At 30.4% G+C, this 21,196-nt stretch carries 16 protein-coding genes; 4 read left to right on the top strand and 12 right to left on the bottom strand.

The window, feature by feature from the left end:
• Positions 1 to 14: 14 nt before the first annotated feature.
• A complete protein-coding gene (locus I0K12_RS13285; protein WP_196888615.1) occupies positions 15 to 2,264 on the top strand; it encodes a C25 family cysteine peptidase in 2,250 nt (749 codons plus the stop codon).
• Between the two features lie 186 nt (positions 2,265 to 2,450).
• Here I0K12_RS13285 and guaB read toward each other — a convergent pair whose 3' ends face one another.
• The gene (gene guaB, locus I0K12_RS13280) at positions 2,451 to 3,920 is read right to left on the bottom strand and encodes an IMP dehydrogenase (RefSeq protein ID WP_196888614.1); all 1,470 of its coding nucleotides are present in this window, start codon (positions 3,918 to 3,920) and stop codon (positions 2,451 to 2,453) included.
• A gap of 276 nt (positions 3,921 to 4,196) precedes the next feature.
• Here guaB and typA point away from each other — a divergent pair, with 276 nt between their 5' ends.
• A complete protein-coding gene (typA, locus tag I0K12_RS13275; RefSeq protein ID WP_196888613.1) occupies positions 4,197 to 5,966 on the top strand; it encodes a translational GTPase TypA in 1,770 nt (589 codons plus the stop codon).
• A 220-nt stretch (positions 5,967 to 6,186) separates the two neighbouring features.
• Here the strand turns inward: typA and I0K12_RS13270 are convergent, their stop codons facing one another.
• The 3 genes from I0K12_RS13270 to I0K12_RS13260 form a co-directional block, all read right to left on the bottom strand.
• Positions 6,187 to 6,390, bottom strand: coding sequence for a YqaE/Pmp3 family membrane protein (locus I0K12_RS13270; protein WP_196888612.1), 204 nt, complete (start codon positions 6,388 to 6,390; stop codon positions 6,187 to 6,189).
• A 258-nt stretch (positions 6,391 to 6,648) separates the two neighbouring features.
• A complete protein-coding gene (gene bshA / locus I0K12_RS13265) occupies positions 6,649 to 7,782 on the bottom strand; it encodes an N-acetyl-alpha-D-glucosaminyl L-malate synthase BshA (RefSeq protein WP_196888611.1) in 1,134 nt (377 codons plus the stop codon).
• Positions 7,783 to 7,985: 203 nt separating this feature from the next.
• Positions 7,986 to 8,831, bottom strand: a complete 846-nt coding sequence (locus I0K12_RS13260) for a transketolase (RefSeq protein WP_196888610.1) — start codon at positions 8,829 to 8,831, stop codon at positions 7,986 to 7,988.
• 185 nt (positions 8,832 to 9,016) lie between these two features.
• Here I0K12_RS13260 and I0K12_RS13255 point away from each other — a divergent pair, with 185 nt between their 5' ends.
• Positions 9,017 to 9,538 carry a hypothetical protein gene (locus tag I0K12_RS13255; RefSeq protein WP_196888609.1) on the top strand — a complete coding sequence of 174 codons (522 nt, stop codon included), beginning with the start codon at positions 9,017 to 9,019 and terminating at the stop codon, positions 9,536 to 9,538.
• 40 nt (positions 9,539 to 9,578) lie between these two features.
• On the top strand, positions 9,579 to 10,130 hold the full coding sequence (locus I0K12_RS13250; protein ID WP_196888608.1) for a TlpA family protein disulfide reductase: 552 nt from the start codon (positions 9,579 to 9,581) through the stop codon (positions 10,128 to 10,130).
• A 54-nt stretch (positions 10,131 to 10,184) separates the two neighbouring features.
• Here I0K12_RS13250 and I0K12_RS13245 read toward each other — a convergent pair whose 3' ends face one another.
• From I0K12_RS13245 to I0K12_RS13210, 8 genes are all read right to left on the bottom strand, one after another.
• Positions 10,185 to 11,030: a T9SS-dependent choice-of-anchor J family protein gene (locus I0K12_RS13245; protein WP_196888607.1), complete on the bottom strand. Its 846-nt coding sequence runs from the start codon at positions 11,028 to 11,030 to the stop codon at positions 10,185 to 10,187.
• Positions 11,031 to 11,270: 240 nt separating this feature from the next.
• Positions 11,271 to 12,140, bottom strand: a complete 870-nt coding sequence (locus I0K12_RS13240; protein ID WP_196888606.1) for a T9SS-dependent choice-of-anchor J family protein — start codon at positions 12,138 to 12,140, stop codon at positions 11,271 to 11,273.
• 82 nt (positions 12,141 to 12,222) lie between these two features.
• Complete coding sequence (locus tag I0K12_RS13235) at positions 12,223 to 13,260, bottom strand: quinone-dependent dihydroorotate dehydrogenase (RefSeq protein WP_196888605.1); 1,038 nt, start codon at positions 13,258 to 13,260, stop codon at positions 12,223 to 12,225.
• 29 nt (positions 13,261 to 13,289) lie between these two features.
• Complete coding sequence (locus tag I0K12_RS13230; RefSeq protein ID WP_196888604.1) at positions 13,290 to 13,811, bottom strand: DUF4269 domain-containing protein; 522 nt, start codon at positions 13,809 to 13,811, stop codon at positions 13,290 to 13,292.
• Between the two features lie 54 nt (positions 13,812 to 13,865).
• A complete protein-coding gene (gene pheT, locus I0K12_RS13225; RefSeq protein ID WP_196888603.1) occupies positions 13,866 to 16,295 on the bottom strand; it encodes a phenylalanine--tRNA ligase subunit beta in 2,430 nt (809 codons plus the stop codon).
• A 109-nt stretch (positions 16,296 to 16,404) separates the two neighbouring features.
• Positions 16,405 to 17,433, bottom strand: coding sequence for an AI-2E family transporter (locus I0K12_RS13220; RefSeq protein WP_196888602.1), 1,029 nt, complete (start codon positions 17,431 to 17,433; stop codon positions 16,405 to 16,407).
• A gap of 296 nt (positions 17,434 to 17,729) precedes the next feature.
• The gene (gene fahA / locus I0K12_RS13215) at positions 17,730 to 19,016 is read right to left on the bottom strand and encodes a fumarylacetoacetase (RefSeq protein WP_196888601.1); all 1,287 of its coding nucleotides are present in this window, start codon (positions 19,014 to 19,016) and stop codon (positions 17,730 to 17,732) included.
• A 236-nt stretch (positions 19,017 to 19,252) separates the two neighbouring features.
• Positions 19,253 to 21,124, bottom strand: coding sequence for an Omp28-related outer membrane protein (locus I0K12_RS13210; protein ID WP_196888600.1), 1,872 nt, complete (start codon positions 21,122 to 21,124; stop codon positions 19,253 to 19,255).
• Positions 21,125 to 21,196 lie beyond the last annotated feature (72 nt).

Below are 21,196 nucleotides of genomic sequence, written 5' to 3'. Positions count from 1 at the left end.
CTTTAAATCAACCAATGAAAAAAATTTACATTTCAGCAATTGCTTGTTTTCTATCAACTTTTGCTATTGCACAAGATTTTTCCCTCTTATCGTCTACTCAAGACAATCTTACAATCGAGCATCAATTCACTGAACTTTCTGCTAGAGAAACTAACTTAAATGGAGTCGATTATTGGAATTTTGATAAAACTTACAAAATCAATTCCATGAAAAAAGGAGCTCCTGCCCTACCAACTTTTTCAGAATCTTTAATTATCCCAAATCAGGGTAAATCTTCTATCACTATAGAACACGATGGGTTTGAAGAATATACTAACGTAAATATTACACCTTCAAAAGGAAGTTTAAAAAGAAATATAAATCCAGACGATATTCCTTACGAATTCGGGATTGAATATCAAACAGATGCTTTTTATCCTGCAGAAATTGCAACTTTAAGCACACCTTATAATCTTAGAAATACTCGTGGAATAACAGTTCGTTTTTCTCCATATCAATATAATCCTGTAACTAAAACACTTCGAGTTTATAAAAATATAAGAGCAAGCGTTTCTACAGATTTAAACCAAGAAGGAATTAATGAATTAGCATTTTCATCACCAAAAAAAGATGCTTTTAATTCTATCTATAAAAATCATTATATCAACAGTGAGAACACATTAGGAAGATATACTCCTGTGGAAGAACAAGGAGAAATGTTGGTAATAACTTACGATGATTTTCAAGATGCTGTACAACCTTTAGTAGATTGGAAAATTAGATCTGGTATCAAAACTACAGTAGCAACAATAACGGATACAGGTGCAACAGATGAAGAAATCAAAGCTTATGTTGAGACATTTTATGAAGAAAACCCGAATCTAGTTTTCGTTTTATTAGTTGGAGATCATGATCAAGTTCCATCGCACACTTATGGAATAACAAGTGCTTGGGAAGAACTTTGGAGCGATACTTATTATGGACAATTAGAAGGAGATGACTTTTATCCTGAGCTTTTTGTTGGAAGACTTTCCGGAGCAAATTCTGATGAAATTACAATTCAAATAGATAGAACTTTAGAGTATGAAAAAAATCCTGCTGCTGGAACTTGGATGCAAAAAGCAATCGGAATTGCTTCTAACGAAGGAGAAGGTTATGGTGATGATGGTGAATCTGACTGGGAACATGCAAGAAATAATAGAGCAAAATTCTTAGAATTTGGTTATACTGAAGTTTTTGAATTCTATGATGGTAGCCAGGGAGGTGCAGATGCAGACGGAAATCCAAATTCTTCAGCTATTAGTGATGCTGTAAACGAAGGTGTTGGTTTAATTAATTATACAGGACATGGAGCACAAAATGTTTGTGTTACGGGTAATTATGGATCAAATCATATCAATGAAGCTGTAAACAATGGTAAATATCCATTTGTAATTTCAGTTGCTTGTAATAATGGGACTTTTACTGCTGGAGAATGTATTTCAGAAACATGGCTTTTAGCAACAAACGAAAATACACCAACTGGTGCAATTGCTGCAACTGGTTCGTCAATTTTGATGGCTTGGGCTGAACCAATGCAAACTCAAGATGAAATGACAGATATTATCACAGAAGCTCATGAAGACAATCATAAAATTACTCTTGGAGGTATTTTTTACAATTCACAAATGAGTATGTTGGAAGAATATACAGATAGTCCTACTGCAATTGAAGTAATGCAAACTTGGGTAATGTTTGGAGATCCTTCTACAATTTTCAGAACGAAAGAAACAATGGATATGACAGTTGCTCATGTAGAATCCATCGTAAAAAATGCGACTGCTGTTACTATAAATTGTGATATAGATGATACTTTAATTACGATTTCTCAAAATGGAGAAATTTTAAACACAGGAATTGCACAAAATGGTTCTGTAGAAATTACTTTAGAAGAATATGCGCAAGAAAATCCTTTAGTTGTAATTGGAGTAAAACAAAACTACTTACCTTACCAAGGAGAAATTAGCGTAACAGACGAAGTTATAAATGTAAATGAGGAAATTTGGAATAATTTGATAGTTTATCCTAATCCAGCTTCAGATCAATTAAATCTTAATTGGAATAAAAATCTTGCTATTGAAAAAATTTCAATTATGGATTTAACTGGAAAGATTGTCTATAGTTCTGATATTTCTGATTCTATTACTTCGAAAAGTATCAATACTTCTTCTATAAGTTCTGGAATGTATATTTTAAAAGTTTCTTCAAATGAAAGTTCAAAAACTAGTAAAATTAGTATTAAATAAATATCCTTTTCAATAGTTTGACATAAAAGAGATTGGTTTTAGAATCAATCTCTTTTTATTTATTTGTATTTAATTTTTTCAAACTTTAAAAAGAATATCATAAGTACATATTAAACCTAAATTTTAAAACTAAAAAAGGTAACGAAAATTGATTCCGTTACCTTTAAATCTAATATTTTAAATTATTTATCTAGAATAATTCGGTGCTTCTTTAGTGATAGTTACATCATGTGGATGACTTTCTCTAATTCCTGAAGAAGTGATTTTTACAAATTTGGCTTTCTTTTGAGCTTCAATACTTCCTGCACCACAGTATCCCATTCCTGCACGAAGTCCACCAATGAATTGGTGCATAGTCTCAAACATTTCACCTTTGTAAGGTACACGTCCTTCAATTCCTTCTGGAACTAATTTTTTAATATCATCTTCTACATCTTGGAAATAACGATCTTTAGAACCTTGTTTCATTGCTTCTACAGACCCCATTCCTCTATAAGACTTATATTTTCTTCCTTCAAAAATAATTGTTTCTCCTGGAGATTCTTTTGTTCCAGCTAAAAGAGAACCTAACATTACGCTGTCAGCTCCTGCAGCAATAGCTTTAGGAATATCTCCAGTATAACGAATTCCTCCATCTGCAATCACAGGAACCCCAGTTCCTTCAATTGCTTTAGAAACTTCATAAACAGCTGATAATTGAGGATAACCAACTCCAGCTACAACTCTTGTTGTACAAATTGATCCTGGTCCGATACCAACTTTTACAGCATCAGCTCCAGCTTCCACTAAATATTTTGCTGCTTCTCCTGTTGCAATATTTCCAACAACAACATCAATGTTGTTAAATTTTTCTTTAACGCTTTTTAATACTTCAACCACACCTTTTGTATGTCCATGTGCAGTATCAATAATTAAAGCATCAACACCAGCTTCTACTAATGCTGTAGCTCTATCTAAAACATCTCCTGTTACTCCAAGAGCTGCTGCAACTCTTAAACGCCCGTATTTATCTTTATTTGCATTCGGATTCTCACGAACTTTAATGATATCTCTAAATGTGATTAACCCTACTAATTTGTTGTCAGAATTTATTACAGGAAGCTTTTCAATTTTGTTTTCTTGAAGAATAATCTCTGCATCTTTCAATGAAGTCCCTTCTTGTACTGTTACGATATTTTCTGAAGTCATCACTTCAGAAATTGATCTTTCGTGATCTTTTTCAAAACGTAAATCACGATTTGTTACGATTCCGATTAGAGTATTGTTTTCATCTACAATTGGAATTCCTCCAATTTTGTAATCTCTCATTAATACTTTCGCATCGTAAACTTTTGCTGTAGCCCTTAAAGTAATCGGATCTAAGATCATTCCAGCTTCTGATCTTTTTACTTTACGAACTTCACCTGCTTGTCTTTCGATTGGCATGTTTTTATGTAAAACTCCAATTCCTCCCTCACGAGCCATTGCAATTGCCATTGCAGATTCCGTTACGGTATCCATTGCAGCGGAAATAATAGGCACGTTTAGTGATATATTTTTTGAAAATTTTGTTTGAATATTTACTTCTCTCGGTAAGACCTCTGAATATGCAGGAACTAGTAATACGTCATCGTATGTTAAACCTTCACCTGCGAATTTTGTGTTGTCTGTTATCATGGTGCAACTAACTTAGAAATTAATTGCAGGCAAATATAACTTTTTTTTAGCGGTTTTAAGTTTAACAAATTGTAAAGTTTTTTAAAATATTTTAAAAAATATTGCAATTTTCACCCAGCTATTGTATTTATTATTGATATAATCAAAATGTAACTCTTTGAATCTTAATGAATTTTTAAATTTACATATAAGTTTTGTTAAGTTCTAAAATCTTAAAACAATAGAAACAATTTAATTCAAAAAAAATAGTAGTTTTGCCACTTCAAAAATAATCGTATGCAATCTATTAGAAATATCGCAATTATTGCGCATGTTGACCACGGTAAGACAACATTAGTTGATAAAATCATCGATCAAGCTAAAATTCTTGATGATAGAAAAGAAAGAACAGATTTATTATTAGATAATAATGATTTAGAAAGAGAAAGAGGAATTACTATTCTTTCTAAAAACGTATCTGTGAATTATAAAGGAGTAAAAGTAAATATCATCGATACTCCTGGCCACGCCGATTTTGGAGGTGAAGTAGAACGTGTTTTAAAAATGGCTGATGGTGTGTTACTTTTAGTAGATGCATTTGAAGGACCAATGCCACAGACTCGTTTCGTACTTGGAAAAGCACTTGAATTAGGATTAACTCCAATCGTAGTTGTAAATAAAGTAGATAAAGAAAACTGTACTCCTGATTTAGTTCACGAAAAAGTTTTCGATTTAATGTTTGCTTTAGAAGCAACAGAAGAGCAATTAGATTTTACAACAATCTATGGATCTGCTAAGAATGGATGGATGTCTACAGATTGGCAAGAACCAAAAGAAAATATTTTAGATCTTTTAGACGCTGTTATCGAAACTATTCCTGAAGCTCCTTACAATGAAGGAACTCCACAAATGCAAATTACATCTTTAGATTTCTCTGCATTTACAGGTCGTATCGCTATCGGACGTGTATTTAGAGGAGATTTAGAAGTTGGAAAAGATTATACTTTATGTAAATCTGACGGAGTTCAGAAGAAAGTAAGAATCAAAGAACTTCATGTTTTTGAAGGAATGGGGAAAGTACAAGTAGATAAAGTTCGTTCTGGAGATATCTGTGCTGTAACTGGAGTTGAAGGTTTCGAAATTGGAGATACAATTGCTGATTTAGAAAATCCAGAAGCTTTAGAAAGAATTGAAGTAGATCAACCTACAATGAGTATGTTATTTACAATTAACAATTCACCTTTCTTCGGAAAAGAAGGAAAATTTGTAACTTCTCGTCACTTAAGAGATCGTTTATACAAAGAATTAGAGAAAAACTTAGCATTACGTGTTGAGGATACAGATACAGAAGATAAATTCAACGTATTTGGACGTGGAATTCTTCACTTATCAGTATTAATCGAAACAATGCGTCGTGAAGGATACGAATTACAAGTTGGTAGACCACAAGTTATCATCAAAGAAATTGATGGACAAAAATGTGAGCCATACGAAACTTTAGTTGTTGATGTACCAGAAGAATCTTCTAGTAAAGTTGTAAACTTAGTAAGTTTAGCAAAAGGAGACTTAATGGTGATGGAGCCAAAAGGAGATTTACAACACTTAGAGTTTGATATTCCTTCTCGTGGATTAATTGGTTTAAGAAATAAATTATTAACTGCTACAGCTGGAGAAGCAATCATCAACCACAGATTAAGAGGTTATGATGTTTACAAAGGTGAAATCGGTTCTCAAAAGAATGGAGCAATCGTTTCTTCTGAAACTGGAAAAGCTACTGCTTATGCAATTGATAGATTACAAGATAGAGGAAAATTCTTCATCGATCCTAACCAAGAGATCTATAAAGGACAAGTTGTTGGAGAGAATTCTCGTCAAGAAGATATGGGTGTGAACTTAATTAAAGGTAAGAAACTTACTAACGTTCGTGCTTCAGGTTCTGATGATGGTGTGAAAATTGCTCCAAAAATCGATTATTCTTTAGAAGAGTGTATGGAATACATTAGAGATGATGAATTCTTAGAAGTAACTCCAGAAAGCTTAAGAATGCGTAAAATCAATTTCAGATAATTGATTCAAAATATAAAAGAAAAAAGACTGTCTAATGGCAGTCTTTTTTTATTGAACTCATTTAGATTTTTTACCAAAACAAAGAGTTTTATCTGATGTTTATTGCTGGTGAAGGAAATATTTTTCGGCATAGCCTTAACTATGATTAAAAATTTTTACAAGTCAGCGATGAAAATGTTTAAAACGAATTTTGAGTTAAAAAGTTTAAACGAGTTCGTTATTAATTTCTGTTTGCTTTTAATTTTTTCTCTAATTTTCGCATGGCTTTCTCATTTTTTGCATTGTTGTAAGAAAAAACTGCCCACAACGCTGCTGGAAGCCAACCAATCAAAGTTAATTGTAAAATTAGACATAATATACCTGTAAGTATTTTTCCTCTTAAGAAAAATGATAGCCAAGGTAATAGAATAGCAATTAATAACATGTTTTAAATTTTAATTTCACCAAAATTAAAGAATATTCTGGTAATAATTAAAACAGTTATAGAAAATTAGTTGATGAAAATCTTAAATAACGAAAAAATAAACTTTCTCATAAACTAAATCAAAGCAAGAAAATTTAATCTAAACTCATTTTATCTTAAAAATGAAACGACAAATTCCATATTAAAAAAATGAAATTTGTCGCTTAATGTTTTATTTACGTGAATTTTAAAATTCTATAAAAAAAGATGAATTATATATTATTCTTTTTCTCTTAATGCTTTTATGTAAAGTTCTTCGTATTTTGGTAAAACTTCGTCTAAAGAGAAATTTGCAGCATGTTTTTTAGCATTAAATTTAAATTTATCCAAACGTTCTTTATCTTCTAAAAGATAAATTGCATTTTTCGCCATGTCATCAACATCTCCTAAATCGCTTAAGAAACCTGTTTCTCCTTGAATATTTACTTCTGGTAAACCTCCGGTATTTGTAGAAATAACAGGAGTCTCCGCTGCCATCGCCTCTAGAGCTGCCAATCCGAAACTTTCTGTTTCTGAAGGTAAAAGGAATAAATCTGTATAACAAAGAAGTTTATTTACTTCATTACTATTACCTAAAAACAATACTTTTTCTCTAATACCTAATTCATTCGAAAGTTCTCTTGCTTTTTCTCTTAGTGGCCCATCTCCTACCATTAATAATTTAGACGGTATTTTCTCTTGCACTTTAGCAAAGATTCTAATTACATCCATAATTCTTTTTACAGGTCTGAAATTACTGATATGTGTCAGAATAAACTCTCCTTCTTCTGCCAGATTTATACGTTTACATTCTGCATGAGCAATCTGAGGGTATTTTTTAAAATCTATAAAATTATAAATTACCTCAATTTCTTTTCTAATATTAAAAAGCCTTAAAGTATCTTCTTTCAAACTATTAGAAACTGTTGTTACATAATCTGAATTATTAATACTAAACTCTACTGATGATTTATAATTTGGATGACTTCCTACAAGCGTAATATCTGTTCCATGTAGTGTGGTAATTACTTTTATATCAATTCCTTTCTCTTTCAACATTTGTTTTGCCATAAAAGCAGCATATGCGTGTGGAATTGCATAATGAACATGTAAAATATCAATGTCATTATTTTCAATTACTTCTGCAATTCTACTTGAAAGTGCTAATTCATAAGGCTGAAATTGAAAAAGAGGATACTCTTTTACGAATACTTCATGAAAGAAAATATTATTTGATAAATAACCTAAACGCACAGGTTGATTATAAGTAATAAAATGAATTTCATGCCCTTTTCCAGCCAACGCAATTCCAAGTTCTGTAGCTACTACGCCACTTCCACCAAAGGTAGGATAACAAACGATTCCTATTTTCATTCTTATCAAAAAAATTAATGTATTGGATAAATCCAATGATATTCCAAAGTGAATATTTCACTTAATAATTTACAAAAAATATTCTTTTTCTAGCTTTTTCTTTTTGTCTACTTTTTATTTAAAAATAACTCCAAAATTCTCTATTTAACAAAACTTTAAGATATCTAAACAAAAAATCCCGCTTTTCAGCGGGACTTAGTTTTTTAATAATCTCCTAATGTTTCAGGATTTTGAGCTAATGCAATTTCTAATTGTTCATCACTTGGTGGTTTCCCATGCCAAGCATGTGTATTCATCATGAAATCTACTCCATTCCCCATTTCAGAATGCATTAAAACACAAACTGGTTTTCCTTTTCCAGTTAATGATTTTGCTTCATTCATTCCTTTGATTAAACTTTCAATGTCGTTTCCTTTTTCAACTTCAACAACTGTCCAACCAAAAGCTTCAAACTTCGCTCTCAAATCTCCTAATGGAAGTACATCATCTGTTTCTCCATCAATTTGTTTTTTGTTGTAATCTACAGTAGAAATTAAGTTATCCACTTTATTTCCTGCTGCATACATCGCTGCTTCCCAAATTTGACCTTCTTGAAGCTCTCCATCTCCATGTAAACTATAAACTAAATGAGAATCTCCATTTAATTTTTTAGTTTCAGCAGCACCAACAGCAACACTCATTCCTTGTCCTAAAGAACCAGAAGCAATTCTAATTCCTGGTAATCCTTCGTGAGTTGTTGGATGTCCTTGTAAACGAGTATCTAATTTTCTGAAAGTTTTTAATTCTTCCACTGGAAAAAATCCTACTCTTGATAACACACTGTAATAAACTGGTGAGATATGTCCGTTTGATAAAAAGAAAAGATCTTCATTCTTTCCGTCCATATCAAAATCTGTAGAATATTCCATTAATTCTTTGTATAAAACAGTGAAAAATTCTACACATCCTAAAGAACCTCCAGGGTGACCAGATTGTACTGCATGTACCATCCTAACTATATCTCTTCTCACCTGTGAAGAGAAATCTTGTAACTCTTGTATATTTGGCATTTTGTGTTGTTTTTAAAGTACCAAAAATAAGAGTTTTCCTTGTGCTATCAAAGAAAGAACTATTATTATTTATTTAAACTTCTAAATCATTAAACATTAAAAATATATCTGTAAAAAAGCATCTAATTAGAAAAGAAATTTACTAGGTTTACCTCAAAATTTTTAAATTTCACTAAAAATAAGCGATGAATAAATTAGAAAAATATGCAGATGGAAATTGTGATTTGAAAGGAAATGAAATTCTTTTCTTAAGTTTTAACGATCAAGAGTTGGGAAGGTTTATAGAAAATAAAATGAGTTTTTCTATTTTGATCTATGAAAATTATAATTTTGAAGCAGTCATTGATCATTATGCTGACTCTTATGGTTTACTTAAATTCAATTTAAAAGGAATTTTACCTAGACAGATTCAATCTGTTGTAAAATATCTAACAAATACCAAAACTTTAGAAAAACTATATTCTGAAGAATTTATTGATAATCAAGATACGCATCGTTCATACTATAATTTAAATTTGAAAGATAAATATTCTTCACAAAATCATTTTTTTAAAATTGAACATTATAAAAATGAAAACGTTTTTGAAAAAGAACTTTTCGATTCTCTCAATAAAATATACGAATGGATGGATGAGAAAAATTTACCACCTTATATTAATATGCTTTCAAAAGGAATTTATTCTTTCGAAATAAATGTTAAGGAGTAAGTATATTTGCGACTACAATCTATATTGAAAAATAAAACAGATGATTAAAAATAAGAAAAAGCTAATCTCAAACATTTTGTTTATAGGACTAATTGTTTTATTGATTATTCCTTCAACAAAAGCAAAAATCTTGCAATTTATTTCTATGTCTCCATCCGTTGAGAATGTAGAAGATCGAAAAACACTTTCCAATCATGGTTGGAATTTAAAGGGTGTTACGTCAGATAATCTAAATTTTAAAGACACAGAAGACAAAGTAGTTTTAGTTAACTTTTGGGCAACATGGTGTCCGCCATGTGTTGCGGAAATGCCTAGCTTACAAAAATTATATAATGATTATAAAGATAAAGTTGTATTTGTTTTTGTATCAAATGAAGAGCCTCAAAAAATTAAAGGCTTTTTAAAAAAGAATGAATATGATTTACCTATTTATTCTGGTTTAAGTAAAACTCCGAAAGAATTAGAATCTAGTTCAATACCTGCAACTTTCCTTATAAGTAAAAATGGAAAAATTGTAATAGACAAAAAAGGAGCTGCAGACTGGAATACTTCAAAAGTTAGAAAAACAATTGATGAATTATTAGCACAATAAAAAACAAAAGGGATAACAATTAAGTTATCCCTTTTTTTATTCTTTTGTAAAAAATTATTTGATAACAACTTTTTTACTGAATGATTTATCATCAGAATATACATTTAAGATATAGTTACCTGATTTTAAATCTGAAACATCAATCGAAGAATTACTTAAGTTTGAAACTTTTACATTTCTAACTTCTCTCCCTAAAATATCAGATAAAACTACATTGTACTCTCCTAAAGTTTCGAAAGATAAATTAATTTTATCTTCTACTGGATTTGGAAAAATTGAGAAGTTTGATAAAGAAAATTCTTCATTTGATAATTCTCCTTCTTCTGCATCTCTTACAACTACATCATCAATAATCATTGAATACATATCTGTAACATCATGATGTCTAAAAGTAACATATACTGTTTGACCTGCATAAGAAGATAAATCAAATAATTTCGACTCTGAACCTTGAAAATCTAAAGTTTCTGTATGGATTGGAGTTTCATTCATGATTGCAGTATGATCATTTGTTGTAGATACATAAACTGAAAAATTATCAGCTACAAAATTTGCTGAAGCAGCTGTCCCATAATTAAAAGTAAGAACAATACTACCACTAGCATTTGTCAAATCAATTGCAGGTGAAATTGCAAAATTATCAGGATTAAGCGGATCTCCCACATTTGGATCATCAGGGTCAGTATTTACCCAAGAGAAAGAAACTAACGAATTATCAAAAGTGGCTACGGCTGCTGATAAATCTTCCACAGACCAAACATAACCGTCTTCATCTTGATCAACAATTGACCAATCTGATGCATCTCCATCAGAAAAATCATCAGAAAAATATTCTTGAGCTTGTGTCATTTGTGTGCTTAATAAAGCTAAAGCAATAATAGAAGTAATTTTTTTAATCATAAATCTTTATTTTTTAATGTGTTTATCGAACAATATTAATATAATTTAACATTAAACATCAAAAAACACATCCTAATATAACACTCTGATTACATTTGTTTAATATTAATTTTTAAACATAAAAGAATAAAAAAATAAAGCAGATTAGATTAATATCATTACAATTTAAACATACAACAAAAGGATAATCAAAAAATGATTATCCTTTTGTTTATAAAATAAATTATTTTATCTATTCTTTTATTTGATAATAACTTTCTTGCTGAATGATTTATCTTCAGAATTTACATTTAAAATATAATTTCCAGATTTTAAATCAGAAACATCAATTGAAGTATTACTTAAGTTTGAAACTTTTACATTTCTAACTTCTCTACCTAAAATATCAGATAAAACTACATTGTATTCTCCAATTGTTTCAAAAGATAAATTAATTTGATCTTTCACAGGGTTAGGGAAAATATTAAAGCTTGATAAAGAAAATTCTTCATTTGATAATTCTCCTTCTTCTGCATCTCTCACCTCAATGTTATCAATTGCAACTAACCAGTTATCTGCAGAATTAAAGTGTCTGAATGATAAATAAACAGTTTGACCTGCATAAGAAGAAATATCAATAATCTCTGTGTTTTTTCCAGCTGCATCAAATGTTTTTTCAAAAATCAAAGATTCAGCAATGATTTCATTTGCATCATTTGTAGTAGTTAAATATACTCCAAAGTGATCGTCTACATAATCTGTGTCGTCTTCTTCGATTGAACCATGGTCAAACTTTAAAACTAAGTTCCCTGAAGCAGCCGTTAAATCAATCGCAATTGAAGTAATTAAGTTATCTGGATCTAAAGAAATTCCATCATTATTTCCTTCTTCTCCCATCCAAGACTGAGAAATTAATGCTGTAGAACCGAATTCTGCAGCTGCAGCATTATCTTCATATCCCGTCATATCAGAGAAAGCCCAAATATTTTCGTCTCCATCGAAATCTGTTGCTTGCCATTTTTCTAAAGAAGCATCTGTATCTTCGAAATCATCAGAAAAATAAGTTTCTTGTGCTTGAATTTGTGTGCTTAATAAAGCTAAAGCTATAATAGAAGTAATTTTTTTAATCATAAATAATGTTTTAAATTTTTAACAGCTGCTAATTTAAAATTTTTTAAGACTTTTCGTTAATTATATTACAACTTTTAACAAACTATTTAGATTTACTTAATAAAAGCCTATTAATATTCTTAATTAATTTAGGTCCTTCATAAATAAACCCAGTATAAACTTGTACTAAATCTGCTCCAGCTTCTATTTTCTCTAAAGTATCTTCTGCAGAATGAATTCCTCCAACTCCAATAATTGGAAAAGCTTTATTTGATTTTTCTGCTAAATATTTAATTACTTTCGTACTTCTATCTTTTACAGGTTTTCCACTCAATCCTCCGTTTCCAATGTTTTGTAACATTTCATCAGAGGCTTTTAAACCTTCTCTATTTACACTTGTATTGGAAGCAATAACTCCATCAATTTTAGTAATCGCAACTAATTCGATGATTTCATCTAATTGAATTGTATTTAAATCTGGAGCTATTTTCAATAAAATAGGTTTTTGCTTTTCAAACGTTTTATTGATTTTTTGCAGTTCTGAAAGTAATTCTTCTTGATAATCTTTATCTTGAAGTTTTGCCATACTTCCAACATTTGGACAACTTACATTCACTACAAAATAATCCACATAAGGGTGTAATTCTTTAAAAGTTAATTTATAATCTTCAATTACCAATTCTGGTGCAGTTGCAGTATTTTTCCCAATATTTCCACCAATAATAATTTTTCCTTTGTTCTTTTTCAACTGCTCAATTGCAGCTTTCATTCCATTATTATTGAATCCCATTCTATTGATTAATCCTTGATCATCTTTCAAACGGAACAAACGTTTTTTAGGATTTCCAACTTGTGCTTTTGGTGTTACAGTCCCTATTTCTACAAATCCAAAACCGAAATCTGCTAATTCGTTATATAAAACTGCATTTTTATCAAATCCTGCAGCAAGTCCGACCGGATTTTTAAATTTCAATCCAAATAATTCTCTTTCTAATTTTTTATCATTTACTTGATATCTTGAGCGTAAACAAGCTGAAACTCCAGGAATTTTTGAAGTTGCTTTAATGAATGAAAATGTAAAATGGTGAATTTTCTCAGGGTCAAATGAAAATAAAATTGGTCTAATAAGAGATTTGTACATTATATTTTAGTTTAGTTGTGTGTTTTGTTTTAATATTTCAAAAGTTCTTGAAAAGGATCTCCTTCTATATTCAAAAGTTTTGCAAAAGCTGGTTCTGTCTTCAAACCTTTTTTCTTTAAATCAATAACTTTCTGTCGAAAATCCTCTCCTTTTTCTTGTAAAATTCTTGCTTCAACAAGCATATGCAAATATCCAAATTGTTGAACTGTTGGAATCTTTTGTCCGAAAATTTCAAACTGAAAACCTTCCATTTCAAAAGAAGAAACAATTGCTTTTTCTGAAAACTTATTCGTTTCTTTTATTTTAAAATTTTTATAGTTTTCAAATAAACTTTGAATTATTTCTTTAAAATTATTTTCATCTTGAAATTCGCAAATAATATCCAAATCACTATTTTCAGTATCAATATTGATTGGAATAGTTCCAACTAAAATCGGATGAAATGATTTTAGTTTTTCAAATATTTGAAATTGATTTAAAAGCTGAAAAACCTTTTGTTGTTTCGGATTTCCATTTTCTAAATATTTCAAATTTGTAAAATCTATTTGCATCTTTTTAGTTTTAAAAAAAGCCTTTAGAACTAAATCTAAAGGCTTTCAAATAAATTATCTTAATGTGGCTCCCACATTTTTTTCAAAAGTTGTTTGTAGTCGTTGCATAATCTTATCGATTTGTTTATCGTTAAGAGTTTTGTTCTCATCTTGAATTAAGAAACTAACTGCATAAGACTTTTTGTTTTCTGGTAATTTATCTCCTTCGTAAACATCGAATAAATCAACTTCTTTTAATAATTTTCTTTCTGCTTGGAAAGCTAAATTATAAATCTCGTTGAAAGTAACTTCTGTGTCTAATAATAAAGCTAAATCACGCTTAACAGCTGGGAATTTTGGTAAAGCAACTACTTTATTGTTCTTTCTACTAATCATTTCAAGAACATTTTTCCAATCGAAATCAGCAAATAAAACTTCTTGTTTGATTCCGAAATCTTTTAAAATGGCTTTCTTCACAACTCCTAAATCAACTAATTTAGTTTTACCTAAACTTAAAGTGATTCCTTCAGAGAAATCAGAATTTTTAGTTGGAGAAACTTTAATTTTTCCAAAACCTAATTTCGCTAAAATAGAAGTTACAATTCCTTTTAAGTAAAAGAAGTCAGAAGATTTTGAAGCTCCAGTCCAAGTATCTTTTGTTCTACTTCCTGTTACGAAAAGTGTTAAGTGTTTGTGCTCAGAATATCCACTTTCAAATTTGTGATATGTTTTTCCAAATTCGAAAAGCTTTAAAGAATTATTCTTTCTATTAATATTGTAAGCAACTGATTCTAATCCCGAGAATAATAAAGACTGACGCATAACTGCTAAATCATTACTTAAAGGATTTAACATCTCAACGTTGTGCTCTGGATTTAATCTTTCAGATTTTTCAGCGTATTCAGGTTTTGTTAAAGAATTTGCCATTGCTTCGTGGAAACCTAAACTTACTAAAGTATCTGCTACTTTATTTTCATATTTTACTTCATCAAATTTATCAAAAGAAATAGATGCATTTAATTTATGAGAAAATTCGATATTGTTATATCCATAAACTCTTAAAATCTCTTCAATAACATCTGCTTCTCTTTGAACATCTACACGGTAAGCTGGAATAATTAATCCTAAACCTCCTGCAGTTTCATTGATCACTTTAATTTCTAATGAAGCTAAAATATTTTTGATGGTATCTTTAGGAATTTCTTGACCGATTAAACGGAAAATATTTTCGTAAGAAACAACTACTTGGAAATCTTCAATTTTTACTGGATAATCATCTTCAACATCTGAAGAAATCTTACCTCCTGCAATTTCAGTAATTAATAAAGCTGCTCTTTTTAAAGCATACTTCGTAATATTTGGATCAATTCCTCTTTCGAAACGGAAAGAAGCATCTGTGTTTAATCCATGTCTTTTTGCAGTCTTACGAATTGAAACTGGGTTGAAATAAGCACTTTCTAAGAAAACTGAAGTTGTATTTTCAGTTACTCCTGAATGCTCTCCTCCAAATACACCAGCGATACACATTGGATTTGATTCTGCATCACAAATCATGATATCATCTTCGTGTAATTCTCTTTCAACTCCGTCTAAAGTTGTAAATTTAGTTCCTGTAGGTAAGTTTTTCACTAAAACTTTTCCTCCTCTAATTTTAGAAGCATCAAAAGCATGAAGTGGTTGTCCTAACTCGTGTAACACGTAGTTTGTAATATCCACAACATTGTTAATTGGAGCTAAACCAATTGCTTTTAATCTATTTTGAATCCACTCTGGAGAATCTTGAACTTTAATATCCGTAATAGTAACTCCTGTATATCTTGGAACTAATTCTTTATTTTCTACTTCTATGTCTGTCTTTAAAACTCTTTCATCTACATGAAAAGCACTTACAGAAGGTGTAATTAATCCAGAAACCATGTTTCCTTGTTGGATTAATCCTGCTCTTAAATCACGAGCTGTTCCTAAGTGACTCATTGCATCTGCCCTGTTTGGTGTAAGTCCTATTTCAAATACATGATCAATTTCGATATCGAATACTTCAGAAGCTGGCGTTCCTGGAACTAAGTTTTCTTCTAAAACCATAATTCCGTCATGACCTGAACCTAAACCTAATTCGTCTTCGGCACAAATCATTCCTAAACTAACCTCTCCTCTTATCTTTCCTTTTTTAATTTTAAAGGCTTCTCCGTTCTGATCATACAATGTAGTACCTACAGTTGCAACAGGAACTTTTTGACCTGCAGCCACATTTGGAGCTCCACAAACAATTTGTACTGGTTCTTCTTCACCAACATTTACAGTTGTAACACTTAATCTATCAGCATTTGGGTGTTGCTCGCGCGTAAGAACTTCTCCTACAACAACTCCTTTTAAACTACCTTTGATAGATTCTACAACTTCGATTCCTTCTACTTCAAGACCTAAATCAGTAAGTAGCTCACCTGTTTTTTCAGCGTCTAAATCAACTTGTAAAAATTGCTTTAACCAATTGTATGATATTTTCATTCTATATTTTTTATTTTTCGATTCGCAAAGATAATAAAACCTATAGGAGTTTCAAGAGTTCGAAGCTTAAAATTTTAAGATATTTTTCGAAAAAAAGAAGTTTTTTGGTTTATGATTTTGATCGTATCTCATACTCAGTTTTGTAAATACGTACAAACATCATAAATAAATTAATCAGTAAAGGTCCGAATATTAACCCAATATACCCAAAAAGTGGAAATCCAACTAAAATTCCGAGAAGCGTAACTACAGGATGTACATCTTGCATTTTTTTTAAGATTAAAAGTCGAGCTAAACTATCCGAAAGTCCTAAAATGAAAAGTCCATAAAATAAAATTCCATAAGCTTGAAAATTATTTCCAGCTGAAATATTTAAAAGAAAAACTGGTAGAATTCCAATTAATAAAGCAAGAAATGGAATTGTTGACCCAAGTGTTACCATTACTGACCAGAAAAGCGGGTTATTAATATCAAAAACTAAAAACCCTATAAAAGCAACAACTCCTTGAACCAAAGCTACCAAAGGAATTCCAATTGCATTGGATCTAATTATTTTCTGACTTTCTTCCGTAACATATTTGCTATTATCTTCATTTATAGGAATGTATTTTAAGATGGAATCAAAAAACTTTTTTCCACTAATCAACATAAAATATAGAAGGAAATACATCAAAATCACCGAAAGTACCGTATGAAAAGAAGTTCCTGCAAAAGTTTTAAGGTGCTTTGAAACCCAAACTGAAATAGATTCTGTATTAAATTGATCACTTACTTCATAACCAAAATAATCTTCTACAAAACCTATTTGATTTTTTACTACAACTAAAACATGGTGAAATTTTTTAATAAAAAGAACCGTTTTTTTCTTCAACAAAAGTATAATTAAAGAAATAGGAATCAAAATACAGACTATGGAAAATAAAATTAGAACTGCTGCTGCAATGGTTGGTTTCCATTTTTTAGCAAGCAATTTTTTCATCGGATTTTTTAATAAAATATAAAGTGTTAGTGAACCTAAAAATCCAGATAAATAAGGAAGTAATTCTACAATAATTAATCGTCCAATCAAGAATAAAATCAATAGCGTAAAAATCTGTTTGATGATATTTGGATGAATAATTTTAGTATTAACTGACATAAAAAAATTAGCTTAGTTCTCACTCCAATTTAATTATTTATCATCAGTTATTTTGTTTTAAAAGTCTTAAAAATTAAAAGGCTGTTGTAAAAAAATCACAACAGCCTTCAAGAACCTGTTTAAAATTGTATCAGAATTGTTTTGTAGCTTATTAAATTGATCTTTTGACGCCTTTTTTTGAATTCATAGCATCGCTATGGACGAAAAAAAAGACAAAAAAGAACTTTTAAGAAGTGTATAAAACTTTTTGATATGAATTTAAACAGGCTCTAAATATTTTGTTTTAAAAGAAAATCTTAAGATTCGAACTCAACAATTGGAAGTAATTTTCCTTCACAATCTCCAAATCCAATTCTTACAGAATCGTTTTGACAGAATCCTCTCATGATTACAGTATCGTTATCATTGATGAATTTTCTTTCTGTTCCATCATTCATTTTTAATGGCTTAGTTCCTCTCCAAGAAAGCTCTAACATAGAACCGTAACTATCAGGAGTTGGTCCAGAAATAGTTCCAGATCCCATCATATCTCCAGCTCTTACATTACAACCATTTACAGTGTGGTGTGCTAATTGTTGAGCCATCGTCCAGTACATGTATTTAAAGTTTGAAGTACAAACTTTGTTTTCTTCACCATCTTCAGGTTTAATGTAAGTTTCTAATTGAATATCGAAACTCTTATCTCCTTTTTGTTGTAAATATGGAAGTGGAGTTGGTTCTTGTTTTGGACTTTCAACACGGAAAGGCTCTAAAGCGTCAAGAGTTACAATCCATGGAGAAATTGTTGAAGCAAAGTTTTTCGCTAAGAAAGGTCCTAATGGAACATATTCCCATTTTTGGATATCTCTTGCACTCCAGTCATTGAATAATACCATACCGAAGATGTAATCTTCAGCTTCGTTTACACCAATTCTTTCACCTAAATTATTAGAATCAGTTGTAATGAAAGCCATCTCTAATTCAAAATCAACTAATCTTGAAGGTCCGAAAACTGGAGCATCTGCATCAGCTGGTAAAGTTTGTCCCATTGGACGGTGAACTGGAGTCCCAGAAACGATAATAGAAGAAGATCTTCCGTGGTATCCTACAGGAATGTGTAACCAGTTTGGTAAAAGAGCATTGTCTGGATCTCTAAACATTGTTCCAACATTTGTAGCGTGCTCTCTACTCGAATAGAAATCTGTATAATCACCAATATTAGCAGGTAATAACATTTCGATTTCAGAAATATCAAATAAGATTTTTGCTTTGTGCTCTTCATTATTTTGTAAAGAACTATTTTCAGCATCAAAAACCTCAGCAATTCTATTTCTTACTTCTCTCCAACATTTTTTTCCGTGAGAGATAAAATCGTTTAAAGTATCTTGTAAAAAAATATCTTCTGTTAAATCGATCCCATCGAAATATCCTAATTGGTGAAGTGCTGCAAGATCAATTGCTTTATCTCCAATACGAGAACCTACAGTAATGATATCATCTTTTGTGATGAATACTCCAAAAGGAATATTTTGAATAGGGAAATCTGAATTAGAACCTACTTCTATCCATGATTTTCTATTTGGATTATTTGCCGTAATCTCCATATATATTTTTTTAATTTTAAATTTTTAATTATGTCTCAAAGATATAAGTTTCTTCTAATTTATCAGAATGCTTTTGTTTAATTATTTAAGAAAATTTGAATAAAATTATATTTCAATCTTTAGGCTAATGATTGTAAATATTTTAAAGAGAAGATAAAAGTATTAATTAAGTCCTAAACAAAAAAGAAGGTATTAAAAATTTAATACCTTCTTTAATTTCAAACTATAATAAACAATTATTTAATTGTAATATTCTTATTGTATGAAGCTGTGTTATTAGAAACACTTAAAATATAATTTCCAGTTGCAATATCAGAAACTCCAATTTTCATTTCTTTTTGTCCAGAAATATTTAAAACATTTTCTTTATGAACAACTTTACCTAACATATCAGTAATCATTACTAAATAATCTCCTTGCCCGTCAAAAGAAACCGTTAAGTTATCTGTCGCAGGATTAGGGAAAGCTGATAATTTAATATCATCTTTAGAAAATTCGTTAATACCAATCGTTGGCTTTAAAGGTGTGATTTCTGAATTTAAAACTGTTCCGTCTGCTTGATCGATAATCATTGCAACAACGTTCATATTATCAAAATTAGAACTTTGTGGTACTGCATAATTAAAAGTATATGTAGCAGTTTGTCCATCTACAAGATCATTAGAATCAATTGAATTTTCTAAACCATCATAAGTACCTAAAATTGCTTTAGCAACATGGTTGTAAGGAGTTCCATCATGATCCACATTGTCTTCTGTAATTACAACAGCAATCCTTAATTCTTCATCTTGCATTGTAGCTTTTAAATCCGCAGAAACAGTAATTGCAACACTACTATCATCTCCATCTGTTTCTACAGAAATTGTAGATGGTGAAACATATTCTTTATAAGACTCTAATAAAGACTCCATGTTTTCTTGTGAAGAAGCAATATTAGTAGAAATTCTATCTGCATGCATTCCAGTTGCTAATAAACCAGCTGCTTCTGTATAAGCTTCAACTTGGAAAGGATCTGTTGCTCCATCTTCTGATTCATCTTGGTGAACTGCGATTCCAATAAATTCAGCACTGTTTGCTTTCATATAATCTAAAGCAGCTGAAGGAGAATCAGCTTCTTCCATCCAAACCCCATTCATTGCTTCGAATAAAACTTTTTTAGATGGTTTCTCGCTTACTGTGATATATTTTGCAGATTGTGAGTCATTAGCATCGTTTTCATCTGTATTTCCATTCACACTAACAACTTCTACCGTTAAAGTTTTGTTTACCAATGAAGCGTAATTTACTTTATTTGTAAAAACTTCTGGTTCTGTAAAACTTGTTGACTCTCCTAGAGCAATCCCAGTTTCTGGCGTAAAAGTTTCTGTATATTCAGTTCCATCTCCATCACTCCATTTTAACTCATAAGAAGTAACAGGATCTGCTCCGTTATTTGTAATTGCAAAAGCTAAATCCGTATCTGTTGATTGTTCGTTGTATTTTGGAACTCCAACTCCTGCAATTTCCACATCATATTGTGGTTGTGTTTGAATTGACATGTTATCAACAAATAAAACGTAGTTTCCAGGACAATCATAATGTCTGAATGAAATATACACATCTTGACCTGCAAAATCAGATAAATTAATATATGCAGTATTCATTGTATCATTCTCTAAAATTGTTGTGAACAATGGTGTCGCATCTATAATGTCATCTTGTGCATTGGATGTAGTTACATAAACAGATAGTTTATCTGCTACTAAATCTGGATCATTCGTTACAGTAAAATAATTGAATGTTAAAATTAACTGATCAGGATTTTCTGATGGTAAAGAATAAGCTGGAGAAGTTAAAATATTATCTGGATCAAGTTCAACATAGGCTCCATCTTGCGTATATCCACCTGAAAGAGAATATATAGTATTCATTCCTAAAATACCATTCTCTTCATTCCATTCATAAGCTTGCCAAGTATATGTATCTTCATTTACATCATAATTTGTCCAATCTCCTAAATCATCTTCTAGATAATCTTCAAAATCATCAGAATGGTGAACAGTCTGGGCATTCAGACCACCAGTAATCATCATAGCTAACGCTAAACACGAAGTAATTTTTTTAATCATAATTGTATTATTTTTATAAAGTTTTCATATCTAAGGTATAAATAATATGTTAACTTTTAAATTTTAACACTT

This window comes from Aureivirga sp. CE67 (genome assembly GCF_015767245.1).
Classification (GTDB): Bacteria; Bacteroidota; Bacteroidia; order Flavobacteriales; family Flavobacteriaceae; genus Aureivirga.
The sequence above is the reverse complement of the archived record's forward strand: the minus strand, read 5'-3'. Positions and strand labels throughout refer to the sequence as shown.

Coding starts and splice junctions, on each gene's coding strand:
- I0K12_RS13235 (WP_196888605.1), bottom strand. CDS start 13,260: ATGTACAAATCTCTTATTAGACCAATTTTATTTTCATTTGACCCTGAG.
- I0K12_RS13255 (WP_196888609.1), top strand. CDS start 9,017: ATGAATAAATTAGAAAAATATGCAGATGGAAATTGTGATTTGAAAGGA.
- I0K12_RS13250 (WP_196888608.1), top strand. CDS start 9,579: ATGATTAAAAATAAGAAAAAGCTAATCTCAAACATTTTGTTTATAGGA.
- pheT (WP_196888603.1), bottom strand. CDS start 16,295: ATGAAAATATCATACAATTGGTTAAAGCAATTTTTACAAGTTGATTTA.
- I0K12_RS13230 (WP_196888604.1), bottom strand. CDS start 13,811: ATGCAAATAGATTTTACAAATTTGAAATATTTAGAAAATGGAAATCCG.
- I0K12_RS13260 (WP_196888610.1), bottom strand. CDS start 8,831: ATGCCAAATATACAAGAGTTACAAGATTTCTCTTCACAGGTGAGAAGA.
- guaB (WP_196888614.1), bottom strand. CDS start 3,920: ATGATAACAGACAACACAAAATTCGCAGGTGAAGGTTTAACATACGAT.
- I0K12_RS13270 (WP_196888612.1), bottom strand. CDS start 6,390: ATGTTATTAATTGCTATTCTATTACCTTGGCTATCATTTTTCTTAAGA.
- I0K12_RS13285 (WP_196888615.1), top strand. CDS start 15: ATGAAAAAAATTTACATTTCAGCAATTGCTTGTTTTCTATCAACTTTT.
- I0K12_RS13240 (WP_196888606.1), bottom strand. CDS start 12,140: ATGATTAAAAAAATTACTTCTATTATAGCTTTAGCTTTATTAAGCACA.
- I0K12_RS13220 (WP_196888602.1), bottom strand. CDS start 17,433: ATGTCAGTTAATACTAAAATTATTCATCCAAATATCATCAAACAGATT.
- bshA (WP_196888611.1), bottom strand. CDS start 7,782: ATGAAAATAGGAATCGTTTGTTATCCTACCTTTGGTGGAAGTGGCGTA.
- I0K12_RS13245 (WP_196888607.1), bottom strand. CDS start 11,030: ATGATTAAAAAAATTACTTCTATTATTGCTTTAGCTTTATTAAGCACA.
- fahA (WP_196888601.1), bottom strand. CDS start 19,016: ATGGAGATTACGGCAAATAATCCAAATAGAAAATCATGGATAGAAGTA.
- typA (WP_196888613.1), top strand. CDS start 4,197: ATGCAATCTATTAGAAATATCGCAATTATTGCGCATGTTGACCACGGT.
- I0K12_RS13210 (WP_196888600.1), bottom strand. CDS start 21,124: ATGATTAAAAAAATTACTTCGTGTTTAGCGTTAGCTATGATGATTACT.